The following is a 12,485-nucleotide window of genomic DNA, read 5'->3' as shown; positions in this document are numbered from 1 at the left end:
AATGTCACTAAAAACCAGCTACCGTTTCATCGCCCCGTTTTATGATGTTTTCCTTGATCGCGCCACTCGTAGCGCACGCCAGCAAAGTCTGGCGAGGCTGCCGCAACAAGGAGTAGCGTGCGTGCTGCTTAGTGGTGCCGGCACCGGATTGGACTTCCCTTTTTTATCGCCTCACCATGAATATACCGCGCTAGATCTAACCGATGCCATGCTGGTGCAGGCAAAGAAAAAGGCTGCCGGATTACGCTTGCAGTGGGTGCAAGGCGACAGCATGGCCTTACCATTCGCTTCAGATAGCTTCGATTATGTAGTGCTGCATCTAATCATGGCAGTAGTACCGCGACCGCAATATTGCTTGGCAGAAACGGCGCGCGTGCTCAAACCCGGTGGTCATATTCTGCTCTTCGATAAGTTCCTGCGCCGTGGAGAACGTGCCTGGGTGAGGCGTGGCCTGACTCCCCTGATGGGACAGCTGACCACACGGCTGGACGTGGTGTTTGAGGAAGTACTAGAAGCGGTACCGGGGTTACGGGTCTTGACCGATCAACCTGCGCTTGCAAACGGCTGGTTCCGCTTGATTGAATTGTATAAAGATACTTCTAAAAATTAGAAAAATTCCGATCACATTCCGCCGCAACTGGCACCATTGCGCTACCTCCTCACGGTAAAATAGTACACTACGTAAATGAGCAAAATAGAATAATCGGATAAACTTATTCGATTATGAAAGAAACCATCATCGCTTCTTCGCGCGCGCGTCTACGGACATACCTTGCCGCAGGTTATGCACTGTTCATCATGTATGCCAGCTTATCGCCGTTTTCGGGCTGGCAGGAACAGGGGTTGGAATTTTCTGCTGTGTTGGCTTTGCCGTTATTCCTGCAATACACTTGGTTCGATGCCGCTGCTAATCTGCTCGGTTATCTGCCGTTTGGGCTATTGCTTGGATTGACATTACGTGCGCGCTTCAGCGTAAGCTGGACTGTACTGCTTGCCACATTAGGCGGAGTAGTACTTTCCGCCATGATGGAATATGCGCAAATGTATTTGCCTGTACGTATTAGTTCCAATCTCGATTTGCTCGCCAACAGTAGCGGCGCGCTAGCGGGTGCGTTGTTGGCAGTTAGCATTGCGCCGCGTGAATGGTTTGCTCTGCACCTGACGCATTGGCGTATGCGTTTGTTTCATGGCGGAGGAGGCGTGGATTTCGGCTTGGCGTTGGTCGCACTGTGGATGTTCGCGCAAGTCAATCCTTCGCTGCCCATGCTGGGCAATGTGTTCATTAGCAAAGTGGCGCGAGCACCTTTCGTCGTGATTCAGCCTGAACCATTTAATTGGATGGAAAGCATGGTGGTACTGCTCAATATGCTGATGCTGGGGATATTGCTGTTAACCTTGCTGCGCATACGCCGCCAAGCGGCAAGTACGCTGTTACTGGTATTGTGTGCGGTGGCAGTGGCCAAGTTCACCGCCGCAGCCCTACTGCTCAAATCATGGGCATTGTTGTTATGGCTAAACGGTGAGGCCATGCTTGGTATTTTTGCGGGCGTACTGCTAGTAATTGCTGCCAGCCGATTATCCCGCACGCAGCTGTCAAAATGTGCTGCACTGGTTGCGCTAGGTTATTGGGTGTTGGCGCACTGGATAGTAGATGGCGGTGAGCCCTCTGCAGCCATGCGCCTGTACCAATGGAATTACGGCCATCTGCTAAATTACAATGGTTTGTCGCAAACCATTGCATTAGTGTTTCCGTTTCTGATGCTTGGCTACCTTTGGCGCGTTAAAAATACATCGTAGTGAGGCTGTATAATTAAAATTTATTCTTGTGAGGTCTTGTATGAGCTACTATCAAAAGCATGTTTTCTTTTGCACTAACCAACGCGAAGAAGGCGCGGAGTGCTGCAATAATATCGGTGCGCAATGGATGCGCGACTATGTTAAAGATAAAGTTCAAGCACTTGGACTGTCTAATGAAACAAATCGTATCCGTATCAACTCGGCAGGTTGCATGAATCGTTGTGATGAAGGACCTGTATTAGTGGTGTATCCCGAGGGAGTGTGGTACACGTATATGGATGAAAGCGACCTCGACGAAATCATTATTGAACACTTGCAGAATGGGCGTGTGGTGGAACGCCTGAAAATTTAATGCCCACATTAGAAAAGGTTTCCATCCCCGGCCCAGCGGGTAAGCTGGAGGTTGTGATACATATACCGGATATTGTACCGCGTGCGATCGCGGTGATAGCGCATCCGCTGCCTACTGTGGGCGGAACGATGGAAAACAAGATCGTAACTACACTGGCCAAGACTTTTACCGAACTAGGATTCGCCGCGTTGCGCTTCAATTTTCGGGGCGTCGGTGCCAGTAGCGGCGAGTTTGATAATGGTAATGGTGAAGTAGATGATGCGCTCACAGTAACGCGCTATGCATTGAGCAAATATGGCGACCTACCGCTGATTCTATCGGGTTTTTCCTTCGGTGGTTATGTGCAGGCGCGTGCGGCACAGCAATTGTCCCCGTGGCAACTGGTGCTGATCGCACCGGCCGTGACGCGTTATGCGATGCCGCCCGTACCGCCCAACACACTACTGGTTCATGGTGAGTTGGATGAAGTAGTTTCGTTAACGGACGTTATGCAATGGGCACGCCCGCAACGCCTACCTATCGTAGTATTACCGGGAGCGGTGCATTTTTTCCACGGCCGTCTGGATCAGTTGAAAGAGATTGTACGTGACAATTTCATGGGACAAGCGCTCTGACCGGAGTATTGCTCGATAAATTTTATCGCTTACATATAAAACATATGCTACTCGTTAAAATTGTTTTGCAATCAGCGCGCTTGCCTGCTTACCCCTTTGCGCTCTTTGTCTCGCTTAGGGTTTTGAATTTATACTTCTTCTTGTACTTTAAAATAAATAAATTATGTTATGGATTAAAGCATTGCATGTGATTTTTATGGTTACCTGGTTTGCAGGTTTGTTCTACCTACCGCGCCTGTTCGTGTATCACGCCATGAGCACAGATAAAACCAGCATCGAGCGATTCAAAATCATGGAGCGCAAATTGTTCTACGGCATCATGACGCCAGGTGGAGTGCTGACTGCCATTTTTGGATTATGGCTGTGGATTGGGTATGGTGTAACCGGCGGATGGATGCACATCAAGTTCACGCTGGTATTATGTTTGATCGCCTACCACATCTATTGTGGCAAGCTGCTGCACGACTTTAAAACCGATCGCAACACACGCAGTCATGTATTCTACCGCTGGTTCAATGAATTTCCAGTGGTGCTTATGATTGCCATCATCATTCTTGTAATCGTCAAACCTGTATAAATAAATGCTTGAAAAATTTTTTTCACCCTGTCCGCGCGGCTTGGAAACAATGCTGGCCAATGAACTGAATACGCTCGGCGCACAAGAGGTGCATGCCACCGATGGCGGGGTGCATTTCACTGGCCCCTTTTTGTTGAGCTACCGTGTCAATCTACACAGCCGCATTGCCAGTCGCGTGTTGTGGCGCGTGGCGATAGCACATTATCGCACCGAGCAAGATATTTTCGATACCGCCTATGCACTGCCGTGGAACGATTGGTTCGACACCTTACACACCATCCGCGTCAATATGACGGCAATTAAATGTCCTTTGAAAAGTCTGGATTTTGCCACACTGAAAATCAAGGATGCTGTGTGCGATAAATTCCGCGCGCTCACTGGCGAACGTCCCAGCGTAGATACACATACGCCGGATATCCGTATCCATGCCTTCCTTGAATCCAGCCGCATGACGCTGTATGTCGACACTTCCGGCGATGCGCTGTTCAAACGCGGTGTGCGCCAATACACCAACATTGCACCCCTGCGCGAGAATCTAGCTGCGGGCATTTTAATGCTGACAGGTTGGCAGCCCGGCGTGCCGCTGCTTGACCCGATGTGCGGCAGTGGCACCTTCCTGATTGAGGCGGCACTAATGTCGTTTAACATCGCCCCGGGAATCAGTCGCAGCTTTGCCTTCGAGAAACTGAAAAATTTCGACGCCGCCGCGTGGAGCGAAATGCGCAGCCAAGCGCAAGCGGCACAAAAGCCGGTTAGCGCATTGCCGATATTCGGCAGTGATTTATATGGTGACGAACTTAAAGCCGCGCATCTTAATCTGAAAAACGTTGGATTACTGGAAGCGGTGTCGCTCAATCAAGCGAACGTGCTGGAAATTTCCGCACCAGCCGACCATGGCGTGCTGGTAGCAAACCTGCCTTATGGCGAGCGCATGGGCGACTTGGAAGAACTGCAAGCGTTGTACCCAAAGCTGGGCGACGTGCTGAAGAAAAAGTTTGGCGGCTGGAATGCCTATCTGTTCACTTCCGATTTACGCATGCCGAAGTTCATCCGCCTGTCCGTTTCACGCCGCACTTTACTGTTCAACGGCGCAATTGAATGTCGTCTATTTGAATACAAAATGGTGGCGGGGAGTAACCGCACTTGAATAAAAGTGTATGTAGGAAACTTAAACTATTGCCATTGGCCAAACAATATTTCTAGTCCAATTTTACGTTTCGCCAACTCGATACGTAAACCGAAGAAGCAATGCTCCTGAGACAACACAACTTTGAACAGCGCGCGTGAATTCACTTCAAAAGAATATTTAGCCGATTGAAAACAGTCTGAATCCTAAAACCGCACCTTTAGACTTAATTCCCAATTGGAGTATTCTGCATCCAGCCACAAACAGCGTCTATTTACTACCCTCTTACAATTCGCTGATTTTCAGCCAGCATTTTGCCCAAGGACGGGACATTAAACCTGCTGAGATAAAATTGCTTGACAGAACAAGCCGCACAATATTCCTATGGGAATTTTATTTCACTACTCTAAGTCGCGGTTTTCCAGGAAGCGTAGGTTTATCTGGCGAAGTCGCACTACCATTATCCGTTGGAAGTGTCGGTATGGAGTCATTTCCCTGAAAAACCAGCCCTTGTCCAGTCTCCTTAGCAAAAATACCAATCACCGCATCTATCGGCACGACCAGTCCATGCGACACACCCCCAAAGCGCCCACCGCAGGTAATCTCTTCATTACCAATATGCAGGTTACGCACTGCATCCATGCTAAGGTTAATCACGATCTCGCCATCCTTAACATAAGCTTTCGGCACTCGCGTTTGTTCATTCACTTTCACTGCCAAATAAGGAGTTAAAGCACTGTCGGAGCACCAATCGTAAATCGCACGTATCAAATATGGCTTTGTGGAAAACTCCTTCACTTCCGCATCGCTTTTTCGGCTGCCGTCATCGCTTCAATATAGGCCGGACGCGAAAACAGTCGTTCAGCATATTTCATCAGCGGCGCAGCCTCCTTGGCAAGTTGAATATCGTAATAATCCAGGCGCCATAGTAATGGGGCGATTGCCACGTCAAGCATGGTATATTCATCATTCAGCATAAATTTTTGTTTGGCAAAAATCGGGGCAATTTGGGTCAGACTGTCGCGTACTGACAGACGTGCCTTATCTGCGGTCTTTTGCACTCCACTTTCCAGCGCACCAATATTACAAAACATCTCACTCTCAAAGCGATGTAAAAATAATCTGGCGCGCGCACGCATTACAGGATCGGCAGGCATCAATTGCGGATGCGGAAATCGTTCATCAATATATTCGTTGATGATATTGGATTCATACAAAACCAAATCTCGCTCTACCAGCACTGGTACCATATTATATGGATTCATTATCATGAGATCTTCGGGTTTGTTGAACACGTCGACATCAATGATCTGAAAATCCATCCCTTTTTCATACAACACAATACGGCAGCGCTGACTGAACGGGTCTGTTGTTCCCGAGTAAAGCGTCATCATAGCGCGGCTCACACTTTTATCAGTTGACTACGGGCCATCATACGACGCACCAATAGGAACCCGATAACGGCCAATACTGGGACAATAACAAGAACAGCAAACACGGGTATAGTGCCGGTGCCATTTACACCAGAAATCCAAACATATCTTTCAAACAATGTTCCAACAATAATACTAGCAGCCACTGTCAAAATAATGGGCGGTGAGTGCCGTGACCGACGCATAGCCAGCACTGTAAATGGAATAATAAATTTAAGAGTTATCATTGACCACCATAGCACACTATAGTCGCCATTCTGCATCCCCATCACGCGATCCACTTCGTTGGGGAGATTGGGATACCAGATGACTAAATATTGTGCAAAGAAAGTGTATATAAATAGCAAAGTGAAGGCGAACATCATCTGCGCGAGGTAGTTGTAAACATAATCTTCAACGGGGCGCACCAATTTGCCACACGTATTCAATATGTAAATCCACGTCACAAGGAAAGCCATGAACATATTGAAATTACTAATAAAATGCTGCATACCATAAATCGCACTATGCCAAGATGGTACCAGCGTCATCTCAAAGTCCCAGGCTATCATAGTGCCGTATAATACAAAAGTATAGGGGATCCAATTTGCAATATTATGAAAGCGTTGCTGATCTTCCTTGCTGCGATCACTCACCTCCTGTCGCTTGATAAATACCCAAAAAATAGTCATTACTGCCAGCATACCCAGCACTTGGCGGGCCACCAAAAATGTGTAGTTATGCCAAGCGGGAAGATGATGCCCATGCTCAGTAGCCGTGTTCAACCATGGGAAAGTTTTTTCGCCGCCAACCAATAGTATGATCAACAATACAAACGCTAACGGGAAAAGTGCAAACAAAGATACTGCTAATCGGCGAATTTCATAGCGCCATTGGGCACCTACCAAGTGCAACACTGCACTCAATGTCACTCCCCCCAGCGCAAGATACAGTACCACCAAAAAACTAACTGTCAAAACTGACCAATTGCTATACGAAATCATTTGCTGCACTCCCTTATTTGGCTGTAGGCGTTACTGCCACGGCAGATTGCCCATTTTGCAGCACCTTGCGCACATAGTTGATTACATTCCAGCGTTCAGTAGCTGACAGATCATTAGCATACGATGGCATGACCGCACCACCGAATGTCATATAGCCCCAAATGAAACCATCAGACCGCCCTTTTGTTTGTTCAGCTGTCAAATCAAATGGCTTTAATAATAATTTCGCTCCAACTAGTCCATCGCCTTTGCCAGAATATCCGTGACAAGGAGTGCAATAAATTTGAAACAATTTCCCGCCAAGGGCCACTGATTTGTCATCTGCTGGAATCGGATTTAATTGCTTTTCTGACGCGCCCATGTCCTTCACCAGAGATGACACACCAGGAATTGGAACTGAATGTTTTGGATATGGCCTCATTCCAGGATTTTTCAAATCCGCACTTTCCTGTGGTTTAATACTAATCTGGTTCGCCATGTCGTGCGACCATGGCCATGCTTGCGCAAACGTAGGTACTAACAGCAATACAATTGCCAAGGATAATTTCATCATTTTCCCGCCTCTTCCTGAATCTCAAGTGCCTTATGCTTGGTAAAAATCGTCTTAAAAATAGCTACTGCCGACTCGTCCCCTTTCACCAAAATACCAATTTGGTCTTCCGAAACTTTGGTGCTATATAAGGATGACCGCTTAGCTGGCAAGCCTGCGCAAATTAAGAAACCAAGGATGGTGATAAATACACCCCCAAGAATGAACATTTCATAAGTCAACACGAAATCAGGCGGCAATGGCACAATTGGTTTGCCACCCTTAATTTGAGAAAAGAAGTTGGCCTGTGCGCTCGCAACAAGAAAAAAAGCAAGCAGACCACCCATGCACGCTCCAATTAGAGTAAACCATTGCACATGGACTGGCTTGTCGCCCAACACTTTTTCAACTTCGGGATGCTCAATGGGTGACTTAAGTATCAAGTCGTCCATGTTAAACCCCTTGATATTGGCCGCGCGTAATTCGGCAATTGCAGCCACGGCCTCATCAAAATCGTTAAACAGTGCCAGTAAATGACGTTGGCTCATTTTAGTACTCTCCCTTCACAGCAGGTTTGTGCTTCATCGCTAGACTACGGTGATAGACCATTTCTTTGACTTCATACATAGAAACGGAAGGGAATACCTTACAGAACACCATAAACAACAACGTGAACCAGCCAAAGCTACCAAACACGATACCCCACTGCACTAAACTTGGCCATTGATCATGATCCCAAGTCCAAGGATAGTGACCGTGCGCAAAACTCGGCGCTATAATCATCCAACGTTCCAGCCACATACCTACGTTGAGTAATATCGACACTACGAACAATATTGGCAGGTGGGTCTGAAAACGTTTAAACGCTAGCATCAAAGGTAAAATAGATCCAAAGAAGATCATTGCCCAAAAGAATGGGGCATAAGGACCAGTAGCCTTAAAAATCAATTGATCCTTGGCTGTCTGGTCATGTCCATACCATACGGAAGCAAACTCGATCAGATTGAGGTAAGTCCAAACCATCGCAATAGCAAAGGTTAAACGTACCAGCTTCTTCATAATAGGCAACGTCATGTACTCTTCAAACTTGAACACATATCGTAGAATAATAAAAAGCGTGATGATCGCCGCACAACCGGAATACAAGGCACCCGCAACAAAGTATGGCGGGAACGACGTGACGTGCCAACCCGGCATATTCGACATAGCAAAGTCAGAAGCTACGATGGAGTGAACAGAAACCGCCAGCGGGATCAGGAAACAAGCTATCGTTAAATATGTGATGCGGAAGTTGCGCCACTGGCGATCAGTTCCTTCCCAACCAAGTGACATCACAGTGTAAAGTTTCTTACGCCAGCCCGCGTGGATATTGTCACGACAAATTGCCAGATCAGGGATCATGCCGACATAAAGAAAAAGGACGGAAGAACTTAAATAGGTGGCAATCGCAAACATATCCCATACAAGCGGCGATTGAAAGTTTGGCCACACCCACCGCTCGTTAGGGTAAGGCATTACATAATAGACCATCCATAAACGACCTAAGTGCACCAAAACGAACAGACCTGCTGTCATCAACGAGAAAGTTGTCATTGCCTCGGCAAAACGGTAGATCGGTTTACGCCAATCAGCATGCATTAAATGCAGAATCGCTGACAATAAAGTTCCGGAATGGCTCATGCCTATCCAAAAAATGAAAGTGGCGATGTACAAACCCCACACATGAGAATTATTTTTATTGGAGACACCCATGCCGGCCTGATACTGATAGATCTCACTTCCCACCGCCACACCTATCATGGCAATTGCGATAAATAAAATCACCCAATACATCCTTCTTGGACTCTCTAAACTCTTAAGCACATCTTTGTTAATCTGTGCCCAAGCTATATCTTCGCGTATATCTTTTCCCATTGCTCTATTTCCTCCCCTTGTGCTTGCGTGAAAGTAGCTTCAATGCCGCTTCCTACGCGGCATCCCCATTGCGCTGCTTAAATAGCGCTTTCACGCAACTGCTCCAGATACATCACCGACGGATAAGTGCGCAACTCTTCCAAAATGCGATAACCACGCAGTTTGGCAGCCTCTTCTGCTGTGTCCTTTGCTTGTTTATCCTTATTCAGCTCAACCTGTTGTGTCATCCACTGTTTACCAACCTTGGCCAATGGGTCAACCAAGTTTCCAAAAGATATAGCCCCCGTCGGACAAACTTGCTGACAGGCAGTCTGCACTTCCCCATCAAGTACACTTCGTCCTTCGCTACGTGCGTCGCTCTTGGCAACCGTCAATCGCTGCACACAGAACGTACATTTTTCCATTACACCCTTACCACGCACGGTCACGTCTGGATTGAGCTGCTGATTCATCGGCTCCGGCCACACATTATCAGTAGTTGGATAGTCATACCAGTTGAAGTAGCGAGCCTTATATGGACAGTTCGCGTTACAGTAACGTGAGCCGACGCAACGGTTGTAAACCTGCGAGTTCAGACCATCTGCCGTGTGGTTGGTAGCGCCTACAGGACAAACCGTTTCGCACGGTGCAGCCTCACAATGCTGACACAGCATAGGCAAAAACTGCGCTCCCTGATCGGCAAATTCGCGGCCATCATTATCCCAGTAACGTTCGATGCGTATCCAATGGTGAGAATGCCCATGTGCAAATTTCTCCTTGCCAACCACGGGCAGATTGTTTTCTGCATAACATGCCACGCTACAGGCGTTGCAGCCAGTGCATGCATCCAAGTCTATGCTCATCGCCCATTTGTATTCCCGGTGCGGCCTGTCGTCCGACGGATGCTGTTGGCGGAAGTCAGACCAGTTTTCTAATAAGTTGGTAATGGACACCTTTTACACCTCCTTCGAAAGATTCACTTTATCAGATGACATCCTTACCGCTATTTTTCTGCCCATCTGATTGCCACCAGCAGGGCCTTCATCTTTAACGATGATCACACGCTGCCCAGCCTTGCTGACTTTAACGCGCGTCTCATGCATTGCCAACTCTCCAGTTTCCTTGTCGAATACAGGATCAAGAATTTTGAAGGCATTAACACCGACACCCTTTGCATAACGTCCCATCGCCTCATGACCATAACCCAGCGGCACTGAAATTACATCGGGATGAATACCGGTAAACACATAGACCTGCGCCTTAATAGCACCGCTTTTTGAAGCCACTTCGACAATGTCGCCTTCCACAATGCCCAATTTGGCGGCAGTCTTAGGATGCATCTCCACCCAACTATCCCACACGATGGTAGTTAATGGATCCGGTGATTCCTGCAACCAAGGTTCATTGGCATTGCGGCCATCACGTAAGCTAGCGCTCACTGCAGGAATCAGGTGCAACGGATACGTACTATCTTCTACAAACGGGGCAGGCACCACCAAGCCATTGGCGGATACATGACTGGATATATTGATAGGTGAACCCACCAATTTCACCATACCATGGCTTAGAGCCGCCTCCCAAAACGTATTGTCGTCCGCATTCGCACCACCCAATGCACCCTTATTCGACACCATTGCATTACGCAAGTATGAATAAAAATCTTCATAGCCTTTGTATTCCTCTGGTCGGCGTTGTTTAAGCAAGGCAAGCAGGATGTCCCCCATGCCAAGTGTACCGGGGTGCAACTTTTCCATCAGCGGTTGCCTAATATTTAGCTGCGCACCGTCGGCAATATATTCCGGCATGACCGTTCCCCAGTCCTCTAGAGCAGAATTCAAGGGCAACACCAAATCGGCCTCTACTGCGGTTTCATCCATGTAATGAGCAAACGCCACTTTGAAAGGTACTTTCTTTAAGTTTTCTTTCAATTTCATGGACGCAGGTGCAGTGAACACTGGATTTGAGCCATAGCTGAATAACACTTTAACCTTGTCTTGCGCCATATTGTCATTGAGTATCTGTAACGCTTGGCGGTTGCCAGTAGTCGGCGCCATTTGTGGAAACGGTATACCGGACGATCCTTCTACCGTCTTACCGACGTTGCCTAATACTTGATTCAACAAAGCAATAGCAGTGGCATTCTGCGAACCGTGCGCATAGCCCTCAGCAGCACTACCAGCAATTATTAAACTAGGGCTACGCTCCTTCAGTAGCGCTGCAAGCTTGGCTATATGCTCAGTAGGCACCCCGGTATCTTTGCTTACCCGATCTGTCGTGTATTCTTTTACAACAGCAGCAACATCACCAGGCACAGACAACCCTGCTGCTGCCAGCGCATTAATCAATCCCAGCGCGAAGATACCTTCAGTACCAGGACGTATAACCAACCAACGATCCGCATTCGCACCAGTTAATGTCATCTTGGATTCAACTTGCACCAGCACCCCACGCTTACCATTATCGGCCTTGCGGAAGCGAGCATACTGCTGGGAGAAATGCACCGGTGAGATCCACGCACCAAGGAAATCTGCCCCGAAAGAAAGGATAACCTTAGCTTTATCCATGCGTAAACGCGGCATTTCTACACCATAAGCCTTTTTATTAGCTGCACGCATAACTGACGGTGCGACTGCCTCATAAACGTAATGATGACCAGAACCCAGCGCATCTAAATAATTTTTCAATAATGCTTTGACATGTCCACTGACGCCACCTGTCAGGAAGGCGACATTCTCTGCTCTCACACCGCCAACCTTTTCGTTAATTAACCCCAACGCTTTTTCCCATGTTATCGCTTCGCCTTTATCGCCATTGCGCAACAGTGGCTCTCGAATACGGTCTGGGTTGTAATGCGCCTGCACTCCAGCCTGCCCTAAACCGCACATTTTGCCGTTGTTAATGGATGATTTTGGATTGCCTTCCAGCTTAAGCACGCGACCTTCTCGCACTCGCCCCATAATGCCGCACCCAGCATCACACTGCGCACAAGTCGAGTTAAAATACGTGCCAATACTAGGAATGATATAGTCCGCCGTCTGGACATAGGAAGTTACAAATTCCTTCCCATCCTCAACTGAAGTATTGCCACATCCGCTTAACGCGACCGTCGCACTACCCCACCCCAGCACCTTCAGAAAATCTCGCCGATTAAAACTGTTTTCAATCATTGCTGATACCTCTT

The 12,485-nt window shown here is 47.7% G+C and carries 14 protein-coding genes; 6 read left to right on the top strand and 8 right to left on the bottom strand.

The window, feature by feature from the left end:
• The first annotated feature begins 1 nt into the window (after position 1).
• The 6 genes from W01_RS10175 (at position 2) to W01_RS10150 (ending at position 4,487) form a co-directional block, all read left to right on the top strand.
• Positions 2-610, top strand: coding sequence for a class I SAM-dependent methyltransferase (locus W01_RS10175; RefSeq protein WP_173054387.1), 609 nt, complete (start codon positions 2-4; stop codon positions 608-610).
• 113 nt (positions 611-723) lie between these two features.
• Positions 724-1,797 (top strand): VanZ family protein, encoded by a 1,074-nt coding sequence (locus tag W01_RS10170; RefSeq protein ID WP_173054385.1) that lies wholly within the window; start codon positions 724-726, stop codon positions 1,795-1,797.
• Positions 1,798-1,837: 40 nt separating this feature from the next.
• Complete coding sequence (locus tag W01_RS10165) at positions 1,838-2,149, top strand: (2Fe-2S) ferredoxin domain-containing protein (protein WP_173054383.1); 312 nt, start codon at positions 1,838-1,840, stop codon at positions 2,147-2,149.
• On the top strand, positions 2,149-2,763 hold the full coding sequence (locus W01_RS10160; protein ID WP_173054381.1) for an alpha/beta hydrolase: 615 nt from the start codon (positions 2,149-2,151) through the stop codon (positions 2,761-2,763). The genes W01_RS10165 and W01_RS10160 overlap by 1 nt, the downstream gene beginning before the upstream one ends.
• Positions 2,764-2,926: 163 nt before the next feature.
• Positions 2,927-3,340, top strand: a complete 414-nt coding sequence (gene hemJ / locus W01_RS10155) for a protoporphyrinogen oxidase HemJ (RefSeq protein WP_173054379.1) — start codon at positions 2,927-2,929, stop codon at positions 3,338-3,340.
• 4 nt (positions 3,341-3,344) lie between these two features.
• Positions 3,345-4,487, top strand: coding sequence for a THUMP domain-containing class I SAM-dependent RNA methyltransferase (locus W01_RS10150; protein WP_173054377.1), 1,143 nt, complete (start codon positions 3,345-3,347; stop codon positions 4,485-4,487).
• Positions 4,488-4,859: 372 nt separating this feature from the next.
• Here the strand turns inward: W01_RS10150 and W01_RS10145 are convergent, their stop codons facing one another.
• The 8 genes from W01_RS10145 to W01_RS10110 all read right to left on the bottom strand — a co-directional run bounded on the left by W01_RS10145 (position 4,860) and on the right by W01_RS10110 (position 12,471).
• Positions 4,860-5,264, bottom strand: a complete 405-nt coding sequence (locus W01_RS10145; RefSeq protein ID WP_173054375.1) for a ClpXP protease specificity-enhancing factor — start codon at positions 5,262-5,264, stop codon at positions 4,860-4,862.
• Positions 5,261-5,860 (bottom strand): glutathione S-transferase N-terminal domain-containing protein, encoded by a 600-nt coding sequence (locus W01_RS10140; protein WP_173054373.1) that lies wholly within the window; start codon positions 5,858-5,860, stop codon positions 5,261-5,263. Before W01_RS10140 ends, W01_RS10145 begins: the two co-directional genes overlap by 4 nt.
• 8 nt (positions 5,861-5,868) lie before the next feature.
• Positions 5,869-6,882 carry a hypothetical protein gene (locus W01_RS10135; RefSeq protein ID WP_173054371.1) on the bottom strand — a complete coding sequence of 338 codons (1,014 nt, stop codon included), beginning with the start codon at positions 6,880-6,882 and terminating at the stop codon, positions 5,869-5,871.
• A gap of 13 nt (positions 6,883-6,895) precedes the next feature.
• Positions 6,896-7,360 carry a c-type cytochrome gene (locus tag W01_RS10130; RefSeq protein WP_242006933.1) on the bottom strand — a complete coding sequence of 155 codons (465 nt, stop codon included), beginning with the start codon at positions 7,358-7,360 and terminating at the stop codon, positions 6,896-6,898.
• Positions 7,361-7,431: 71 nt separating this feature from the next.
• Complete coding sequence (locus W01_RS10125) at positions 7,432-7,959, bottom strand: DUF3341 domain-containing protein (protein WP_173054368.1); 528 nt, start codon at positions 7,957-7,959, stop codon at positions 7,432-7,434.
• 1 nt (position 7,960) lies between these two features.
• Entirely contained in the window at positions 7,961-9,325 is a 1,365-nt protein-coding gene (gene nrfD / locus W01_RS10120) for an NrfD/PsrC family molybdoenzyme membrane anchor subunit (RefSeq protein WP_173054366.1), read from the bottom strand.
• A 77-nt stretch (positions 9,326-9,402) separates the two neighbouring features.
• A complete protein-coding gene (locus W01_RS10115; protein ID WP_173054364.1) occupies positions 9,403-10,257 on the bottom strand; it encodes a 4Fe-4S dicluster domain-containing protein in 855 nt (284 codons plus the stop codon).
• Positions 10,258-10,260: 3 nt separating this feature from the next.
• On the bottom strand, positions 10,261-12,471 hold the full coding sequence (locus W01_RS10110) for a molybdopterin-containing oxidoreductase family protein (protein WP_173054362.1): 2,211 nt from the start codon (positions 12,469-12,471) through the stop codon (positions 10,261-10,263).
• Positions 12,472-12,485 lie beyond the last annotated feature (14 nt).

The organism is Candidatus Nitrotoga sp. AM1P (assembly GCF_013168275.1).
GTDB lineage: Bacteria > Pseudomonadota > Gammaproteobacteria > Burkholderiales > Gallionellaceae > Nitrotoga.
This window is presented reverse-complemented; position numbering and strand designations above follow the sequence as displayed.

What these genes read in the sequence shown, in the direction of transcription:
- W01_RS10175 (WP_173054387.1), top strand. Translation starts at nt 2, where the DNA reads ATGTCACTAAAAACCAGCTACCGTTTCATCGCCCCGTTTTATGATGTT.
- W01_RS10170 (WP_173054385.1), top strand. Translation starts at nt 724, where the DNA reads ATGAAAGAAACCATCATCGCTTCTTCGCGCGCGCGTCTACGGACATAC.
- W01_RS10165 (WP_173054383.1), top strand. Translation starts at nt 1,838, where the DNA reads ATGAGCTACTATCAAAAGCATGTTTTCTTTTGCACTAACCAACGCGAA.
- W01_RS10160 (WP_173054381.1), top strand. Translation starts at nt 2,149, where the DNA reads ATGCCCACATTAGAAAAGGTTTCCATCCCCGGCCCAGCGGGTAAGCTG.
- hemJ (WP_173054379.1), top strand. Translation starts at nt 2,927, where the DNA reads ATGTTATGGATTAAAGCATTGCATGTGATTTTTATGGTTACCTGGTTT.
- W01_RS10150 (WP_173054377.1), top strand. Translation starts at nt 3,345, where the DNA reads ATGCTTGAAAAATTTTTTTCACCCTGTCCGCGCGGCTTGGAAACAATG.
- W01_RS10140 (WP_173054373.1), bottom strand. Translation starts at nt 5,860, where the DNA reads ATGATGACGCTTTACTCGGGAACAACAGACCCGTTCAGTCAGCGCTGC.
- W01_RS10135 (WP_173054371.1), bottom strand. Translation starts at nt 6,882, where the DNA reads ATGATTTCGTATAGCAATTGGTCAGTTTTGACAGTTAGTTTTTTGGTG.
- W01_RS10130 (WP_242006933.1), bottom strand. Translation starts at nt 7,360, where the DNA reads ATGGCGAACCAGATTAGTATTAAACCACAGGAAAGTGCGGATTTGAAA.
- W01_RS10125 (WP_173054368.1), bottom strand. Translation starts at nt 7,959, where the DNA reads ATGAGCCAACGTCATTTACTGGCACTGTTTAACGATTTTGATGAGGCC.
- nrfD (WP_173054366.1), bottom strand. Translation starts at nt 9,325, where the DNA reads ATGGGAAAAGATATACGCGAAGATATAGCTTGGGCACAGATTAACAAA.
- W01_RS10110 (WP_173054362.1), bottom strand. Translation starts at nt 12,471, where the DNA reads ATGATTGAAAACAGTTTTAATCGGCGAGATTTTCTGAAGGTGCTGGGG.